We start from the raw sequence: 19,995 nt of genomic DNA, 5'->3' as shown, positions 1-19,995 counted from the left end.
CCTCCTCTCAAGTTATAAAACATCTATACAGCCAAATCCCTGGTTGCTACGAAGAGCTATGCCCTCTAAATAGAATATATTTAAATCACGAGGATCTCCTTCTACCATGAATCGACCTGTATTTCCTGTGAAAAATAAATCACCTGATGCTTGATGTAAATTTTCTTTCACAACACTTTTTTTCATTTGATGTTTTAATATTTTAATTGGTTGGTATAAAGGTCTTCCATACTTACTCTTCATCATTTTTGAGCTAATAATATTTAATTCTTCTTCAAAATTAGCATCATCGAAAAGCAATGGTTTTCTCTCTTTTGATTCCACTAAGATCGGTGTTAAAGTTTTAAACCAATATTGTGACTGTACAATTGTCTTTTCTTTGATCATTTTCATCCCAGTAAATTTCATAATGCTTTCTTTATAGTGGTATTCGCTCTTTTGCTGGCTACCATTAATGAGGTAAATCATCATTTCCATATTTGAACTGGTCACTGTTAGATTCAAAGATTCTGAAACTATTAAATCTCCATCGATTTGAATATTCGGAAAATATGGAGCGAAAGAAAATCTCTTTGTCTCTTTTTCCCTCTCTACAAAAAACGACTGATAGAACTCTTCTGATTGTGAGCGAATCATTTCCTTTATGTACGATAATAGTAATAGCCGATACCGTATTGGGAAGTACTCGATTTTAAAACTAAACACACATCTCACTTTATCACTCCTATTTAATATTATTTTATCCAATATTACCTTACTATTTCATTTTATACCAAATAAAGGTAATACGCAATATTCACACTATTTTTATTTATTATTATAATAGATAAACTGACAAAAAACGTCAGCGAACACATGTTTTTCAAAAAAACACAAAAAATGGAGTAGGGTATTGATCACCCTACTCCACTACTTGCAAAAAATTAATTAATAGATAGTTATCCCGCTACGTTCAAATAAAAATTAATGCTTAATGAAATAATAATAAATTTTTATATCCCACGGCTGTTCAGATATAACTTATTTCCCATAAATATCCAATAGCTTTTTATACTCATTCTTTAACTGCTCTCTTATATGAAGAGGCTCCATTACTTCAGCATCCATTCCATATTTCCTTACCCATCGTAAAAATAATTTACTCATTGTTTCAATAGTTAAAATTACTGAACCATCTTCCTCTTCTTCTATTATAACATTCTTATCATAAAACTTTTTTTCTTTAATGTATTTCCCTACTTTTTTACTAAATCGTACAACAAATTTATTTTTTTCATCTGTATAATCCATTTTCCAATTTGCTAGATGGTTATCAATAGAAAACTCCTCTTGAAACTCATAGATTTGCTTTTCTATTTGCCATGATCTGATACGATCTATGCGAAAATTACGAAACTCCTTTTTTTCATTACAATAAGCAACAATATAATAATGATCATCTCTATCGATAAGATAATAGGGATCAATTATTCTTTTTGTTTCCACTTCATTTGTAGGACTATAATAAGCAATCATTAAACTTCTTCTTTTTTCGATAGCCTTGACAAGCGAAATCACTAAATTTTCATCATAGTTATCACGATAAAGGAAATGGTGTAATATTCGTTCACTAATTACCCGATTCCATCCTTTTTCTTTGCTTGTTTTCTTTCGTCCAACCTTGTATTCTGAAAGCATCGAGTTTTCTGAAATCAAATTTTGCTTTGGAAGTGCTTGTGTTAATAGAAGTGAGAGCCACTCTCTATCTGTTAAACCAACATTATGTTTAATAGGCTTTTCCAATAATAGATAGCCTTTTTTCTCAGTATGAAAATAGAAACCAACAGTCTCTAATTCACTTATATCGCGGTAAATATTGCGTTTAGATGTCTTTGTAATAAGAGCCAATTCCTCCGCAGTTACAAAATCTCCAGCACTAAGGTAGTCAATAATTTTAAAAAGTCTTTCCACCTTATTCATTTTCACCTAAAACAGCTCCTAAAATAAATTCCGATTTACTAATAAATATAATATACTATATATAATGATAACCTGTCTCAAAAACAGTGATTAAATATATAAAATGACAACCAACTATATTATAATTACTATAATTACGCTCAAAATCTGCAGCGAAACTATTTTTATTAAGAACAGCTTCAAACATAGAAGTGACAAGGGTTTGCTTACTTTTTTATAAGATAAAAAAATACACAACTATAGGTTTGCTGCAAAATGGAGAAATATTATTAAAACAACAATCGCCTCAAAACCTTGATACATATAGGTTTTTCGTATGATAAATTTGAGGCTTTTATCTGAACGTAGTGGGATATAAATTAAGATGGGTGGCTTCTCAGCAGAGGGGATAAATAACTTTTATCTGAACGTAGTGGGATATAAATGTAAATTCAAATGAAGCTGTACTATCTTTTGTGGAACTTTTATCTGAACGTAGTGGGATATAAATTAAAAAAAAGAACAGGAATTAATCCTGCTCTTTACTTTTATCTGAACGTAGTGGGATATAAATAGATAGAAGCAAAAGAATTCCTTATGGATTAAGAGAACTTTTATCTGAACGTAGTGGGATATAAATGATATCAACTTGTATCAAGCTGTCTTCACTTAAATCTTTTATCTGAACGTAGTGGGATATAAATTTTATTAGGAGAGTGAATATAAATGAGCAACTATCCTTTTATCTGAACGTAGTGGGATATAAATTTCGTTTAAGTGAATGATTCTATAACGATCGTGTCTTTTATCTGAACGTAGTGGGATATAAATTTGATAACCGCATTTTCTAATGCAACTGCAAAAGTCTTTTATCTGAACGTAGTGGGATATAAATATGAAATAAACAGCCGGTTCAGATGTAAATAATTCCCTTTTATCTGAACGTAGTGGGATATAAATTACGAAAGTACGACTCTAACCGCATCATTAATTAAGGCTTTTATCTGAACGTAGTGGGATATAAATTACGAAAGTACGACTCTAACCGCATCATTAATTAAGGCTTTTATCTGAACGTAGTGGGATATAAATGGAGTAAATACATTCATTAACCATGTCGTTGGATTCTTTTATCTGAACGTAGTGGGATATAAATGCCTTTTCGGTAATGTGTCGTATGTTTGACCGTTTGCTTTTATCTGAACGTAGTGGGATATAAATTGGGGACAAATATAGAAGCATATGAGAATAATTCTACTTTTATCTGAACGTAGTGGGATATAAATCTGGTAAATGGATTATGTTCCTCACCAACCCAATCACTTTTATCTGAACGTAGTGGGATATAAATGAAATAACGGATGCTAGGCAAGATGCTGAGGGGAATCTTTTATCTGAACGTAGTGGGATATAAATGATTACAGCTTTCATTAAATACTGATGGAATGTTTTCTTTTATCTGAACGTAGTGGGATATAAATGAGGAAGAACCGAAAAAGCCAGCGACAAGAAGACGCCTTTTATCTGAACGTAGTGGGATATAAATACGTTAGGAGATCGTTTCTTACCGAATGCTAATACGCTTTTATCTGAACGTAGTGGGATATAAATGCACTAAGAACTACTAAACGAACCATAGATTCATTCTTTTATCTGAACGTAGTGGGATATAAATTACTGATAGATCTATCGAATTTAGGTTTAAAAATTCTCTTTTATCTGAACGTAGTGGGATATAAATTGACGGAGATAGAATTACTCAATCTCTAAACTATATTCTTTTATCTGAACGTAGTGGGATATAAATGATGAAGAAGATAACCCAGAAGGTCGTTCTGCAGATCCCTTTTATCTGAACGTAGTGGGATATAAATGGGATGAAAAAAGGAAGAAGGATTCCCAATGCATTTCACTTTTATCTGAACGTAGTGGGATATAAATGAAATAAGCTTCACTTCATTGAAGTGCGGATGATGTCTTTTATCTGAACGTAGTGGGATATAAATGAGCGATACTTCTTGCTTCTGCCATTAGAACTTCCCCTTTTATCTGAACGTAGTGGGATATAAATTGAATTAAAAACTATTTCTTCTAATCATGTTTTTGACTTTTATCTGAACGTAGTGGGATATAAATGTAGAAGCTTGTAAACTAGCATAAGTCCAACTATCTTTCTTTTATCTGAACGTAGTGGGATATAAATAAAGTATTAGGATGTATTCCATCACTTGTAAAAGTACTTTTATCTGAACGTAGTGGGATATAAATAGTTTATCATAATCTATATAACTATTATTACCTTTTCTTTTATCTGAACGTAGTGGGATATAAATAAAATGAGAGATGAAGAAATCTTACTTTTAGCTAATCAACTTTTATCTGAACGTAGTGGGATATAAATTCAGGAACAATTGGAGCAATGGTATAATCACCACGACCCTTTTATCTGAACGTAGTGGGATATAAATGATTTTAAAACGTCACTTTTGGCTGCCATCTCTAACTTTTATCTGAACGTAGTGGGATATAAATGGTATTGCGATTGCATATCCTAAAATCATTACAACCTTTTATCTGAACGTAGTGGGATATAAATTTAGTAGAACGTTTGTCAATTCCAACATCAATTTTTTCTTTTATCTGAACGTAGTGGGATATAAATATTATTATGAAACCACGAATATAAGGCATCCAAGTACTTTTATCTGAACGTAGTGGGATATAAATTCAGAATGTCTTGTATAAACAAGAAAATTTTTATTACTTTTATCTGAACGTAGTGGGATATAAATAACAAATCACCTACAAAATCAAACATTATCCTCCCCCGCCTTTTATCTGAACGTAGTGGGATATAAATTTAGTAGAACGTTTGTCAATTCCAACATCAATTTTTCTTTTATCTGAACGTAGTGGGATATAAATTTCAAACAAACTGATAAACGTCTATACGCTCAACTATCTTTTATCTGAACGTAGTGGGATATAAATTAATAAAATTCATGATAATACTGTAGAGATCAGAGCCTTTTATCTGAACGTAGTGGGATATAAATTTAATTATTTTAGCTTGGATGCTTTGGTGGTTTTTCCTTTTATCTGAACGTAGTGGGATATAAATCCAGGAGAACCGACTCCACCGCCAGTTGATCCAACGCTTTTATCTGAACGTAGTGGGATATAAATCAGTCAATGCCTCAAGCGTCATAAACAACAATTATGCTTTTATCTGAACGTAGTGGGATATAAATCGGATTAACCGAAGAAGAGGCAGAGCAGCTAATGCACTTTTATCTGAACGTAGTGGGATATAAATAAGAATTGAAGTAAATAATCAGAACCTAAAATAGTTCTTTTATCTGAACGTAGTGGGATATAAATTGTAGATATTGCGTTAATGTTCGTGCCTTCTCTCCGCTTTTATCTGAACGTAGTGGGATATAAATGCAGAACCAGCTACAACTTTAACTATAGCACCCTCACCCTTTTATCTGAACGTAGTGGGATATAAATACCATTCCACATAGTGCAACGAACATCAGAATTATTCTTTTATCTGAACGTAGTGGGATATAAATTTAATAATTCCACCTTTATGATTTATAGTTTTATTCTTTTATCTGAACGTAGTGGGATATAAATATGAAATGAATGATAAAGGCTTAAAGCCTATTCGAGCTTTTATCTGAACGTAGTGGGATATAAATTTTTGAAAGCTGAAGAAAAAACTGTTGACTTAAAAAACTTTTATCTGAACGTAGTGGGATATAAATCTAAGACAACGTCAAAAGAAGTACAAACAAGCTCTACTTTTATCTGAACGTAGTGGGATATAAATTGGGATTCATTAAAGACATAGTATTTGCCTTTTGGCTTTTATCTGAACGTAGTGGGATATAAATTCGTGTGAACGCTACTGTACCAAGTTTCCAATGTTTCTTTTATCTGAACGTAGTGGGATATAAATGATTCTAACATATCCTCAATATACTTCTTATGTCTTTCTTTTATCTGAACGTAGTGGGATATAAATTGAGTAAACTCTACTTTAAATCTTTCTGATTCTAACTTTTATCTGAACGTAGTGGGATATAAATTATGTATAACCAAGTGTTTTAAACTTATCTCTTAACCTTTTATCTGAACGTAGTGGGATATAAATTACAGTCCACTGCGTTCAGCTCTCCCCGTTGCACTAGCTTTTATCTGAACGTAGTGGGATATAAATTTTGGATATGGCGAATGAATCGTTACGCCTTTTGTGCTTTTATCTGAACGTAGTGGGATATAAATGTTTGTAAAGTACGTTTGTATATTTGTAGGTAGATACTTTTATCTGAACGTAGTGGGATATAAATTTATCATAAAAACCCTTTATCATGGAATACCAGTTCCTTTTATCTGAACGTAGTGGGATATAAATTGATTTAAATTCTTCTAGTGTCATTGAATTAACTCACTTTTATCTGAACGTAGTGGGATATAAATTACTTTAACATTTTTCATATCTGATTGATTAGTATCTTTTATCTGAACGTAGTGGGATATAAATGTGTGTAGTAGAGGTCTTAGGAACTCACTCATGTACTTTTATCTGAACGTAGTGGGATATAAATTAGATTTAAAAACTGGGGATAAAATATATAATCAAACTTTTATCTGAACGTAGTGGGATATAAATGATAATTGTACCCAATTTGTCTCATTACGGTTAGCACTCTTTTATCTGAACGTAGTGGGATATAAATCTAGGATCAACAATATCAAAAGAACTTGTAGTAGGTCTTTTATCTGAACGTAGTGGGATATAAATGTATATCTGGTAACAAAACTTCTTCTGGCATCACTTCTTTTATCTGAACGTAGTGGGATATAAATGAAATATCAAGATGAATACCCATGTCTTCACGACCTTCACTTTTATCTGAACGTAGTGGGATATAAATTTGTTGGATGCTTTGGTGGTTCTTTAGGCAATTTATACCTTTTATCTGAACGTAGTGGGATATAAATTTGTATAGATGTACATTCTTTGAACTTTCATCATAATACTTTTATCTGAACGTAGTGGGATATAAATTTGAATGATCCTAAAAATGCATACTGTAATTCGCTTCCTTTTATCTGAACGTAGTGGGATATAAATTGATTTGCTATGCCTAATGCTGGATTGAGTCAAGTTTTTGTGGGAGTTTTTTTAGCTCCCTTTTTTATAAAGTAAAACCTCTAAGTTTGTATCCGCTTTCCAATTGGTTTTGTTCTTCCAACTGTTGATTCTCTCATTTTTTAAAAACCTTTTAATCCCTGTAAGGCAAAGTGAACGGGTTTTCCAATCGCTTGATTTAAGTATGGCATGTTCTGACGCACGGTTTCTGTTACTAATTTTGTGGGTATTTTTCTTTTCGGTCGATGCTCTTTCTTTGATTTTTCCGTGGCTTTTTCCCATTTTCCATATATCGTTTGGATAGATAGATCATCCTTCAACCCAATCCACAAACGTGCCATGCTCATGACCCCTTTTTTGCTCCATGCTCTTCCATTCTTTAATCGTTTGGCTAATTGATTCATCATCGCCTCTGCACTTCCCATTGGACGATACGCTGTCGTGTCCACACCTTTTTCCTGTAACCAACTACGGTAATCTTTTATGGTTTCCTGATGATGCGTTAAAAAGGCAAGGAAATGCTCTAGTTTTTCTTCTTTTTCTGGTGTATCCATTGTTCCTACTGCGCTATTCAACTCTAGAAGTAATGTTTCTACCTGATAGTTTCTTAACGCTCTTTTCATGTAGCGGTATCAAGGATGGCTCTTCATTAGTTGCTTCATCGAACGAGCGACATGAAAACGGTCCATGGTGAAAAAGGCGCGTTCCCGAAAATACTCCCGACATGCCGTTATCCAGCCTGCTCCATCACCATTAATAATAAGCAAGGTTTGGGTAGGATCATACGCATAATGATTCTGTAAGAACGTTTCAAAGGCTTCCCAAAAGGGTTCTTTTCCTTCATAAAGAAAATGCCTTTTATTTCGGAGCCTGATTCGCTTTCCGTTTTCTTTCCATCCCTCGTGTACAGCGGCGAATTTCAACTCCCATCCACGCTTTTTCTTTTCTTGACTCTTCACATATAATCCATCTACTTCGACAAACAATACCTTTTGAAAAGGGCGTTTTTCCTTAGCGGGAAGTACGCTTGTTTGAAGAAGATGTTGCCGTAATGCTTCGTGGCTCATCGCCGAATAGCCTAAAAATTGTTCGAACGTTTCCACCGCCTTTCGATAGGAGGAGCCATTCGTCGCTAGTTCTAACCCCCATTCTTCTAGTAGCGGACTAAATCCCTTATTCCCCTGAAACTGTAAATAGTGATCTAATAGACAAATATATTTTTTAGTCACACGATCAAAATAATAATTACGCTTCAGCTCCACAGCTCCAAACGCTGTATCTAATCGTATTTCTCGTTTATCACGTAAAGCAAATCTTCTTTTGTCTCGTTGCTTGGCAATCTCTTGATCCCAATTTTCTAACGTTTGAATAAGGATTTCTTGAAACGTCATTTGTAGTGTTCGAAATAAAGTTTTTTCCAATTCTTTTAATGATGGCATTTTTGTGTTACATTGATTCATGAGAGCCTCTCCTTTTCGTAGTGTTCTAGTCAAACTCTACTTTACAAAAGGAAGCTCTCTTTTTTAATACTTAATTTTTTCCAGCTACCGCGCTTTCGCTTGGTGGCCTTTTTGTCTAGTTGGGGGACTCGTCCCCCAACTAGACAAAAAGGATATTTATTCTCCCACAAACATTTTACTCATACCAAATACAGTCACCAATAACGCAAAGCACCAACTTATCTTATTTGGTGCCTTGCATTCCTGTAAAGCTACAAGCCTTCTTTCTGTTCATGGAGCAACTTTTACATTTCTTTCTTCCTGGCAACATATATAATTGAAAACCTCTTGGGAAGTTTTACTTGTTTTTAAAATATGATAAAATTCCTCCTTTTCCAACAGTTGAACTAACTGCGAAAGAGCATTTAAGTGAAATTCCTGATTAATGGCTGCCAAACAGAATACAAATCGAACTGGCTTATTAGTATATTTATCAAAATATACTGGTTCATTTAAAACAGCTATACTAATCGATAATTGATTTACGCCATCCGAAGGTCTTGCATGGGGAAGCGCAACGTTTGGCATTATTACCATATAAGGACCATCTTTTCTGGCATTTTCTATCATTTTCTGAATATAATTTTCTGTAATTCTTTTTTCATGTAACAATGGTAATGCAGATAAACGAATGGCATCCTCCCAATTATTTGCCAATACGTGCAACTGAATAAGCTCTGGAGAGATAATCTCACTCAATTTTGGTCCTTGATCTTTTTTTAGTTCTACTTTTTCATTTACTACGAAGTATTCATATAACTCTCTTTTCATTTGCTCTTTTTCTTTCACCACTGCATACTTTTCCACAATTTGAGTAATTAGTTCTACACTAGGTAATTTGAAAAAGGAATTCCCTAGCTCTGTGTAAACATCTCTTATTAACCGGTATTTTTCTGCTGTGTCCATTACAGGACTTACAATAAAAACGGGTTTTTTGGTATAGAATAAGCGAATATCCGGTACAGTAGAAAATAACAAATCATAATCGACATCTATTTTATCCAATTGCTCTGTTTCAATAGGTGCTAAAAAAGCGAATTCTGGAAAAATAGACTTCAAAACAGTATGTGTAATAGATGAACTACCAACTCCATTTGGGCAAACAATTAATCCTACTTTTTTGTTTGCCTTACCTTCTCTTTCATTTCTTGATAAAGATGCAAAATGAATTGTCAAATACGCAACTTCTTCTGCAGGGATAGGATGTTTGAATAGTGCGCTAAGTGGTTTCAACGTTTCATTAACTATAGTGTATAGATTATTGTATTCCTCTATGATTTTCTCATAGAGTGGATTAACAATCGGTAAATGAAAAAGCAACCTGTAATAAACGGATCGGAAGTGCCTAAAAATTTGCTTAGACACTTCTCTTGGATGTTCAAAGCGAATTCCCGAAAAAGATTCAAATCGCATTCGGATATGTTCCACTAAGTCCATAACGAGGGGATAGTCTTCGCGATATTCATCAGCCTCACCTAATGTTAGACCTAATACCCAAGATGTTAAATAACAAATATTTTCTTCCTTTTTTATATGATAAAATGATAATAATTCTTCTGCAAAATTATATTCTTTTGTAGATTTAATCGATCTCCATTTATGGGTCAAATGAAGAGATTCTACTTTTTGTAATCTTGTCTTTAATAATAGAAAGGAATAAATAAATTCTGTTAACCTATTCTCGATAAAAATGATATTGTGTTTGTTCGAATAAAACAATACAATCTGTTTCATATGTGCATAGCTTTCCAGTTGATTTTCCCGCAAAAAATAGCCAAATAATTTTGTGTTATTATTTGTATTTAATTCTTTTACGATTAATTTTAATCCTAAATAGCGAATCTCACTCTCATTCCCTACCAGATGATATCCTTGCTTCCGATTGTATTCCAAGGAAATTCCCATACGTTGTAATTTAGATGTTAAAGCTTTTAAATCACTCATTATCGTTGTTTTGCCAACTTTTAAAGCATCAATGAAATGGTTTGTGGATAGGTAATCTATGTTTATGAAAAGATAGAGAAACATATATTGCATACGTTCCTCACTACTTAATACATATTCATCAACTGGAATAGTATTGGATACCTCATTTATTAATAGTTCCCGTGTTTCATAATCAACAGAAATTTGATTATAGCTATTTATTTCGATTGGTTTTTTCTTATGTGATTCTAACCAACTATTTATTTTTTCCAAGCTATAATCAATTTGTCTTTGCGTTAATTTCGTTTGCTCTTGTAAATTTTGCTTTTCTATAAATGGGCGTTCCATAATTTTTTGGATAATGATGTATGCTCTTTCATCTAGCAAATGACTTCACTCCATTTAATAATAATAGAAGAGAATCCGGCTTATTCGAGAATATCTTAATGCTTTTTTTAATTAGTTGATTGGTGTAACTTGCTTCTCATTAATTATTTCTCTCTTGTATGACAAATTCTTTTTTCTCTATATAATTAATCATTTCGATATTCCCTTAATTTTTCTACAAGTTCTCTTGCATTTTGTTCAATTTGTGTTGATGTTCCATTCGTTAACAAGCCACCGATTCCTACACAGTCTATCCCATTTTCAAACCACTCTATTATATTATCAGCAGACACTCCTCCAGAAGCCATTATAGGCATATAAGGAATCGGTGTTTTCAAAACTGTACCAAGCTGTGAGCCATAAAAGTTAGAAATCGGAAATGCTTTAATCATTGAAGCTCCTGACTCCATAGCATCAACCATCTCTGAAATGGTTGTACAGCCTGGGGCATACGGTACTTGATACCTATTGCATATTCTACAAACCTCTTCTTTATAATTTGGTGCGATGATAAACTTCGCACCAGCTAATATGGCTAGTCTTGCCGTTTCTGTATCTAATACTGTACCTGCACCTACTAGTAAGCGTGTCCCATATTTCTTATTTAAGCCTTTTATTATTTCTCCTGCATTTGGCAATGTGTAGCTAATTTCTAATACATCTATTCCCCCAGCTAAGCAGCCATCTGCAATTTCATAAGCACGTTCTAATGTCTCTACTCTTACAATAGCCATAATTGCTGTTTTTTCCATTCGATTGAGAATATTATTTTTATACATTAGTAAAAGCCCCTTAATACGATAATTTATGATATTTTTGTAGATAAGCTGTTACCACTGAGCTAATTTCTTCTACCACTTCACCTTTAGGCTCTAGAACAGGATACCTAGCCGCACCAACAGAAATTTCTGCAATCTCCATTGCTTTTTTCAAGACTGCCGGAATGGAACCGAGCTTTAAGACTCGGCGCAGTTCTTCTAAACTTTGCTGAGCTTCTTCTGCTTTCTGTCTTTCTCCTTTTTGCCAATGCTTATAAATGGCAACATCAATATTAGTTAAAAGGTTCGATGTTGCTGCAATTGCTCCTGTTGCTCCTTCATCCAAAGCTTTTAATATTAAAGAATCTGACCCAGATAAAACAGAGAAAACCTCTTTTTTTGTCACGCTAATATAATTTTTAATATTTTCAATGTCACCGCTGCTATCTTTTATTCCTACTATATTATCAACCTTAGCCAGTCGTGCTACTAATTGTGAACTTAAATGAATACCAGTATTTTTTGGAATATTATACAGTACAATTGGAATACTTACAGATTCAGCTATTTTCATATAATGTTGATACAATTCTTCTTCTGTTAGTGAAAGGAAATATGGCGTTATAACAGAAAGTGCATCTGCCCCAAGTTTTTCCATTTCTTTAGATAAAAAGACAACTTCTGCTGTGCTATTTCCTCCAGTTCCTATATAGACCGGAACCCGTTTATTTGTTTCCTTTATGACAATAGATGCAAATTCTACTTTTTCGTCTCTAGATAATACATGAAACTCTCCATTCGTACCTAGAATAAATAATCCAGCCACCTTTGAACAGATTAAACGATTAACTAAATCACATGTCGCTTGTCTATCAATTTTTTGCTCCTTATCAAAAGGAGTAACCATCGCAGTAATGATTCCACTAGGCTTCATTTTTCCACCTCTTCTACTATTAAACTATTTGTTTGATAGGCTATAGAAACAGTTTCTCTATCTATAGCCTGCGCATTTTTCTACTTTTATTTAATGGACTGTCCAAGGGTTCCTCCGGGATGCCACTTTACATAAGTTTGTGCATCCAGCCCAATTTCATTTTGAAGTAGTATTGATAGGGTTTGCAATATAAGTAGTTCAGCAACAATGGATGCTCTAGGAGGCTTATTAAGACTGTCACCTTCCTTGGATACACCTGCAAAAATAGCAAAGTCGCTTTGTCGAGCAATCGAGGACTGAAGGTTCCCTGTAATGGCAATGATAATTGCTCCATTTTCCTTTAAAGTTTGAAGCGTCTTTTTTAATTCATCTGTCTCTCCACTATTGGATATTGCAATTACAATATCCCCTTCAACAACTTGACCTGACGAACCATGAATAGCTTCTGTACCGTCTAAAAAGTAGGCTGGCGTTCCAGTGGAGGATAATAAGGATGCACTATAGCGTGCAACATAACTAGGTTTTCCAATGCCGGTAAGATGTAATCGTTTTCCTTTTTTTCTAGCATTAATAATACATGACTTCGCTTCTTCTAAATTAGCAATCGAAATATGGTTAATTAATTGACTCATTTCTTCTTGTATAGCTTCCAAGTAGTTCTTTGCCTCACTCATTCCTCTTTTCCTTTCCTTTTGATTTTCGTTATCAACAACATGTTAACTCACTTACATCTTTGCTAACTAAACTTAATGGAAAAAGCTTAAAAATTTATTCAGGAGCATACCAGTAATATTGTAGTCAATATTCGGGAAGGTAGATCCTTCGATATTCATACCAGCAAACACAGGATAAAGCACTGTTGGTAAGAGTGCTAATAATAATCCAACAACGAACGATCCTGCAACTGCCCCTCTCCAACCCCCTGTTGAATTTCCAAAAACCGCAGCTGTTCCCCCTGAGAAAAAAGCAATATGAGCAGCAGGAATAATAACAACTGGGAAGTCAAAAAACACCATAATAAATACTGCCAAAAGTCCAGCTATATAAGCAGACAAGAAACCAACAATTACCGCTGTAGGTGCAAATGGGAATACTGTTGGTACATCAAGGGCCGGGCGAGAATTTGGTATAAATTTCTCTGATATAGACACAAACGCCGCTGTAATTTCAGCTAAAAACATACGTACGCCTGTCATTAAAATCGACATACCTGCTGTAAACATAAATGCTTGGATTAAGGGGAACACTAACCAATGGGTTGTACCAGCTAATTCTTGCGCAACATCTTTTCCTGCCTTTAGAGTAGATACATAGAAAAGAATCAGCATAATAACAGCCATCCCCATTAGAAAATCTCTAAAAAAGGATAACCAAGCAGGAAATTTAATAGATTCTGTGCTTTTTTCTTGATGTTTGCTAAATAACATTCCAATACTACCTGATAATGCATAACCTAACATATTAAAATGCCCTATAGCGGTAGCATCACTGCCTGTAATTTTTCGCATAAAAGGCTGACATAATTGCGGTAAAGCAGCAGAGCAAAAACCTAAAATAATCCCGCCAAGAACAATAGCAACTGTATTTGAGTATCCATAAGATTTAATTATTAGGGATAATACACAAGCGAAGAATAAACTGTGTCCCCCTGTGAAGAAAATATTCTTCATCGGAGTAATTCTTGCAAAAACTAAGTTCATAACAAATCCTAAAATTAAAGTACATGATACTACAAAACCATACTCAGATTGAGCAAGAGCTGTCGCAGCTTCAGGTGAGGCAACAACCCCTGTCAAATCGAAGCCAGCTTGGAATAATACGTTAAAGTTTTTTAGTGCTGCTGTCATTGTGCTCGCACCAATTCCAAAGATCAGAAATCCAATCAATGTTTTAAATGTACCTGTCATTACTTCTGTCATAGCTTTTCGTTGTGCTAGTAATCCAACCAAGGCAACTAATGCTAAAATAATTGCCGGATTACTAAATAAGCTAATAATGAATTGCATCATCTATCCAACAGCTCCTTATTTTCAAATTTCTATTCCCTGTAAAAATTTATTTAATTTCTCAAAAATTTCTTTTTTATCGACAATATTGGCAATACCAATAATATGTTGCTTTATCCCTTTATTACTTAATTCCTGTGCGACATCCACAAGAGTAATTAATAATTCACCATCAAATCCAGGTACACCATCTAATGAAGAATGTTCTACTTGTATAGGCAGTTTATTTTCTCTTACCACTTCATTAACTTTTATTTTTAGCATCAAACTTGAACCAACGCCTGCTCTACATGCTACTAATGCTTTATACATAAAAATCGCCCCTTTAGTTAAATAGTACTAATATATGAAAGTATCTCTTTCGGACTGTTGCTAGTATCTAATAGCTTAAAAAAATCCTCATTTTCCAATAACTTTACTAATTCTGCCAATGCTTCCAAATGACTATTATTGTCTGTTGCGCTTAAACAAAATAAATACTTCACTGGATCATTGGCTTCATTTCCAAAGTTAACAGGACGATCCAATGTAGTGATCCCTATTGCTGTTTCATTAGCTCCAAATTCCGCAGGAGCATGGGGTAATGCAACATGCTTAGTAATAACAATATAAGGTCCAATCGACTTGGCAATTTCAATAATTTTATTGACATACTCTTTTGTAACCTTGTTCTTCACTACGAGAGGTAGTGTACCTTTTCTAATTGCGTCCTCCCAATTATCCGCCTTTACATTTAATTGGATTAATTCTTCTTCTAAGATATTGTTTAACAATATCACTACCTCCTTACAAACACTTTACTTATCCATTTCTTTTGATAATCTTTCTCCGTTTATACTTTCTTTAAAATATTTTCCCTCCATCTCTCACATCTTTTAAAGTGATCACCTTTAATTAAATTGTAGTTTGAAGCGCTTTCTCCTTCAATGCTCATTGAGTTCTTATTTTGTTGACTGCTGAAACAAATCATGAACCTAAATAAAACAACTTCCTGTAAGCACGTTTTCAAACATCAATTTTTATAAAAATGTGATTTCCATCACATTTTTTATCCGATTATTTTGTTATACTTCCATTGAGAATAATTATCACTAAAAGAGGTGTTATCGATTGACTAAAGTATTAGATTTAAATCGAACCATCTTAGAATTAACAACCACTTATCCAGAATTAATTAACGTTTTAAAAGAGGTAGGCTTTGAAAAAATTACGGACCCTCGTATGATGCAAACCGCAGGACGAATCATGACCATTCCTAAAGGATGTCGCATGAGAAAAATATCAATAGAAACAGTAAAACAAGCTTGTATAGATCATGGGTTTACGATTATGGAAGAGGGAAGGGACACGTATGAGTGAATTAATAAACAATCGAAAAGAATTAAAAAAAGAAGCTTCCGAACGCCAACGGCTTTTAAAAGAAATCATCAAAGATTTACATGCTGGCAAGTCAGTTGAAGAAGTAAAAGCTCAATTTGAAAATGCCGTTGGTAATATTTCTGTATCGGAAATTTCCCAGCTTGAACAAGCTCTTATGGAAGAAGAAGGGATTCCAGTTGAAGAAGTACAACGATTATGTTCTGTGCACACAGCAGTATTTAAAGGATCCATTGATGATATTCATGCCTCTTCTTCCCAAAAATTAGAAGAAGAAGTTGGACATCCAATTCATACCTTTAAACATGAAAATAAAGAAATTGATTTATTGGTAAATTTCAAGCTTCAGCTTCATTATGAACGATTTGAAAAAGATGATTCTCCAGAAAATGTCCAAAAACTTCTGGAGGACATACAACTATTATTAGATATCGATAAACACTATAGCCGCAAAGAAAATTTACTATTTCCCTTTCTTGAAAAATACGGTATTTATGGACCTACCCAGGTTATGTGGGGAGTAGATGATACAATTCGTGATGCTATCAAATTAGCAAAACAACAATTAGAAGATTATCACGGAGACAAACAAGACATTCTGAATAATATTTACTTTATAATTCAGGAAACTACTGAAATGATTTTCAAAGAAGAGAATATTCTATTTCCGATGGCCCAAAGTACATTAACTGAAGATGAATGGATAAAAATTGCAACCGAAAGCGAAGAAATTGGCTATTGTTTTATTAAACCAGTAGAAAAATGGATTCCAAAGCGAGTATCTATACAAGAGAAAACCTCTATAGATATGATAGAAGATGGACTGATTCATTTAGAAACTGGCATTCTTTCTGTCAAACAGCTAGAGCTAATGCTAAATCATTTGCCAGTGGATATAACCTTTATTGATAAAGACGATGTTGTGCGGTACTTTTCTCATGGCAAAGAAAGAATATTTGCCCGAACAAAAGCCGTTATCGGACGTACTGTTCAAAACTGTCATCCTCCTAAAAGTGTACATGTAGTGGAAAAATTATTAGAAGAATTTAAGTCTGGAGAAAAAGATTGTGAAGATTTCTGGATTAAATTCAAGGATAAATATGTATATATACGTTATTTTGCCGTAAGAAATGAACAAAATGAATATATAGGAACTTTAGAATTCACCCAAAATATTCAGCCTATCCAAGCAATAGACGGGGAAAAAAGAATTCTTGGTTAATGAAATAAGGAAAGGGGCTGGGACATAAGTATTCCAGCCAAGGATAAATCGAACAATTATACGAAGCTACTAATGAAAGTTCCGTATAATTGTTTGGTTTTTTATTTGTTTTTTAAAGGATGTTCCCATGAAGTTTAGTGCGATTCCCCACAGCCAGAATACACTTCGCTTTCCGTAGGGCTAAGCTTAAGCCTCCTCAGCTTTGCCTCCGGGGGGCTGCTTTCGCACACTTTTTTACAAGAGGAAATATGATTAGTTGGTTAAACAGAGCAGCCGGAATACACGAAGACGCCACGGGGATTAGCGAGACAGTCTGAGACCATAAGAAAACTTCTATCAGTGGTGGTCTTATTGCCTATTAAGAGTGGGATAAATAAAGATAAAAGCTGTCCTATATAAATCTAACTACATAACTGGATTTCTCCTCATACACCTAGAAATCCAGCTTGTTTATGTAGTAGACTTTGCAGGACAGCCCGTCTCTTATTTTACATTTTAAAGAAGCTGATTTTTTCCTTCATCTCATCTGTCATTTTTCCTAGACTAACAGCTGAATGACTAACTTCGATTGTCGCTGAAGACATTTCTTCTGCTGATGCAGATATTTCCTCTGCTGAAGCTGCTACATCTTCAGAAATGGCTGATGTATTTTCCAATTCTTCTAAAATAATCTCTTTCTCATTTTGAATTTTTACTGACGCATCTTTCGTTTTTATTATCTCTGGTATCATACTTTCTACTGCTTTTAAGATCTCTTCAAAAGAATGGATAGTGCTGCCTAATTGTTCTTTCTGTTGAAGAAGGTCCTTGTTAACTTCTTCCGCTGTGCCAACCATATTTTTAGTATCTAGTGATACCCCTTTTATAATCGAATCAATTCTTTCGGAAGAATCTTTGCTTTTTTCTGCTAATGTTCTTATCTCATTGGCAACTACAGAGAAGCCTTTCCCTGCCTCTCCTGCCCTTGCTGCTTCTATTGCCGCATTTAATGCAAGCAGATTAGTTTGATCAGCAATGGAATGAATGAGTTCTGTCATTGCTTGAACAGAACTAATATTACCCCCTAATGCATTTACACGATTAATTAACTCCAGAAACGTTTGATTTAGCTTTTCAAATGACTGAATCATCTGCTCCATCTCTATACTGTTATCTTTAGCCATTCTCATAATCAAGTCTGCTGATCCATTTACACCTGTAACTGATTGATCCATATTATTTAAGTCGTCTGCAAATTGATGAATAACTGTCTTTATTGTCGTTAATTTTTCAAATTGGACTGAAGCACCATCTGCCACATCCGCTATAGCTGAGGCAACATTTTCAGAAGTGGCGCTAATGTCTTGTGAGAAAGACGATAAATTTTTCGCATGGTTATCAATATTCTCAGCATTGTTTTGAAAATTTCCAATTACATCTTTTAGTTTATCTTGCATAATCGAAAGAGCTCTTCCAATATCGCCAAGTTCGTCTTTTCTGCTCAACTCTTTATTGGTAAACTGATTTTCTAATCTTCCAAGTGAAATAGACTCTGCAAATCCGCTGTATTTTTTAGCAACTCTACCCATTTTAGTAGAATATATAACAATCAAAATCGTTAATATAGTTGTTGCAATCACTACTGCAACTGCAAAAGTAATCCCTAACTGATTTAAGCTAGCAAATAAATTTTTTTCACTAACGCTTATTCCTATTTTCCAATTAGTATCAGGGAGAGTGGAGTAATAAAAGCTGAATTTTTGTCCCTCTTCTGTATATTGTGTTTTTCCTCTTTCGCTTGTTATCAAATCGTCGGTTACAGCAGCATATGGTGACTTATCTTGATCTGCTATATTGGTATTTGATAAGAGCGTATGATCAACGCCGCCTAAAAAATATCCCTCTGAATCTATTAGAATTGCTTTTCCATTATAATTAATCTCTAAACCGTCGATAAGTTTCTGAATGCTGCTAATATCAACATCTACAGTAACTACACCAAGCAATTGATTATTGCTCTTATTAATTGGATAAGCTGCTGTTACCATCGATACATTTGTGGCAGGATCAAAGTAAGCTTTTGTCCATCCTCCCTCAATCTGTTTACCAACTGTATACCACTCTGTCGACCATATATCGATATCTCCTGTTGTGTATGAATCGTCGGTTACTATCTTATCACCATTACGATAAGCATATGGTGCAAATTTCTCCTTTTCTGGAAAGGCATCTTTTTCAAACCATATTCCCATTCCAAATGTTTCATCATACATCGAAATATAATTAGTTAATAACTCATTATAATTTTGTTCTGTTAAATTATCACTATTCACTTCAATTGCTTTTGCCATACTTCTCGCAGCGCTTTTTTCCAATGCTAAAATCTCATTAACCTGTGCTGCTGTTTCATTCAGCTTTATTGTCATTTGCTCATCTAATTGATTAACAATTACTTGCTTTGAAAATATATAGCCAATTGCTGAAAAAATATTAAGGCAAACCAATACAACGGGAATAATGAAGATAATCATAGATTTCGCGATGCCTGTTCTTCTCTGCTGTGTTTTTTTCATCTGTTTCCTCCAATAGGTTTTTCTCACTTATATATCGGGGGTAACTGCCTATTATTAAGGACTATTCTCTCTGGAAAATTATTTTCCAAAAAAAATAGAGAAAAAAGGTGAATTTTTTCTCTAAGAATGAAAGTATTATTTCTAATATCACTTATTTACATCTATCACCGTGTCTTTAGAACAATTTATCAGAAAATAATAATCCCGTTTTATTTAGATGCTATTATAACTG

12 protein-coding genes, 1 pseudogene and 1 CRISPR repeat array are annotated in these 19,995 nt (G+C 33.9%); of the genes and pseudogenes, 2 read left to right on the top strand and 11 right to left on the bottom strand.

Annotated elements, in window-relative coordinates:
- Positions 1-12: 12 nt before the first annotated feature.
- From cas6 to HHU08_RS08135, 10 genes and pseudogenes are all read right to left on the bottom strand, one after another.
- Positions 13-714 carry a CRISPR-associated endoribonuclease Cas6 gene (cas6, locus tag HHU08_RS08185; RefSeq protein WP_205835592.1) on the bottom strand — a complete coding sequence of 234 codons (702 nt, stop codon included), beginning with the start codon at positions 712-714 and terminating at the stop codon, positions 13-15.
- A gap of 306 nt (positions 715-1,020) precedes the next feature.
- Entirely contained in the window at positions 1,021-1,959 is a 939-nt protein-coding gene (locus HHU08_RS08180) for a helix-turn-helix transcriptional regulator (protein WP_224428316.1), read from the bottom strand.
- A gap of 331 nt (positions 1,960-2,290) precedes the next feature.
- Positions 2,291-7,084: direct repeats of the CRISPR family, unit length 29 nt; unit sequence CTTTTATCTGAACGTAGTGGGATATAAAT.
- A gap of 140 nt (positions 7,085-7,224) precedes the next feature.
- Positions 7,225-8,541: pseudogene (locus tag HHU08_RS25025) on the bottom strand (ISLre2 family transposase).
- A gap of 291 nt (positions 8,542-8,832) precedes the next feature.
- On the bottom strand, positions 8,833-10,914 hold the full coding sequence (locus HHU08_RS08165) for a BglG family transcription antiterminator (RefSeq protein WP_169188236.1): 2,082 nt from the start codon (positions 10,912-10,914) through the stop codon (positions 8,833-8,835).
- 146 nt (positions 10,915-11,060) lie between these two features.
- Entirely contained in the window at positions 11,061-11,693 is a 633-nt protein-coding gene (locus tag HHU08_RS08160) for a beta/alpha barrel domain-containing protein (RefSeq protein WP_169188235.1), read from the bottom strand.
- A 13-nt stretch (positions 11,694-11,706) separates the two neighbouring features.
- Complete coding sequence (gene dapA / locus HHU08_RS08155) at positions 11,707-12,606, bottom strand: 4-hydroxy-tetrahydrodipicolinate synthase (protein WP_169188234.1); 900 nt, start codon at positions 12,604-12,606, stop codon at positions 11,707-11,709.
- Positions 12,607-12,692: 86 nt separating this feature from the next.
- Complete coding sequence (locus tag HHU08_RS08150) at positions 12,693-13,280, bottom strand: SIS domain-containing protein (RefSeq protein WP_169188233.1); 588 nt, start codon at positions 13,278-13,280, stop codon at positions 12,693-12,695.
- A 72-nt stretch (positions 13,281-13,352) separates the two neighbouring features.
- The gene (locus HHU08_RS08145) at positions 13,353-14,615 is read right to left on the bottom strand and encodes a PTS ascorbate transporter subunit IIC (protein WP_224428379.1); all 1,263 of its coding nucleotides are present in this window, start codon (positions 14,613-14,615) and stop codon (positions 13,353-13,355) included.
- Between the two features lie 21 nt (positions 14,616-14,636).
- The gene (locus HHU08_RS08140; RefSeq protein WP_016204080.1) at positions 14,637-14,924 is read right to left on the bottom strand and encodes a PTS sugar transporter subunit IIB; all 288 of its coding nucleotides are present in this window, start codon (positions 14,922-14,924) and stop codon (positions 14,637-14,639) included.
- Between the two features lie 17 nt (positions 14,925-14,941).
- Positions 14,942-15,391 (bottom strand): PTS sugar transporter subunit IIA, encoded by a 450-nt coding sequence (locus HHU08_RS08135; protein WP_407939801.1) that lies wholly within the window; start codon positions 15,389-15,391, stop codon positions 14,942-14,944.
- A gap of 331 nt (positions 15,392-15,722) precedes the next feature.
- On the opposite strand from HHU08_RS08135, the gene HHU08_RS08130 reads away from it, so the two are divergent.
- Entirely contained in the window at positions 15,723-15,971 is a 249-nt protein-coding gene (locus tag HHU08_RS08130; RefSeq protein WP_016204082.1) for a DUF1858 domain-containing protein, read from the top strand.
- A complete protein-coding gene (locus tag HHU08_RS08125) occupies positions 15,964-17,211 on the top strand; it encodes a DUF438 domain-containing protein (protein WP_169188232.1) in 1,248 nt (415 codons plus the stop codon). The genes HHU08_RS08130 and HHU08_RS08125 overlap by 8 nt, the downstream gene beginning before the upstream one ends.
- A gap of 488 nt (positions 17,212-17,699) precedes the next feature.
- Here the strand turns inward: HHU08_RS08125 and HHU08_RS08120 are convergent, their stop codons facing one another.
- Positions 17,700-19,763, bottom strand: coding sequence for a methyl-accepting chemotaxis protein (locus HHU08_RS08120; protein ID WP_169188231.1), 2,064 nt, complete (start codon positions 19,761-19,763; stop codon positions 17,700-17,702).
- Between the last annotated feature and the right edge of the window lie 232 nt (positions 19,764-19,995).

The organism is Niallia alba (assembly GCF_012933555.1).
GTDB classification, from domain to species: domain Bacteria; phylum Bacillota; class Bacilli; order Bacillales; family Cytobacillaceae; genus Niallia; species Niallia alba.
This window is presented reverse-complemented; position numbering and strand designations above follow the sequence as displayed.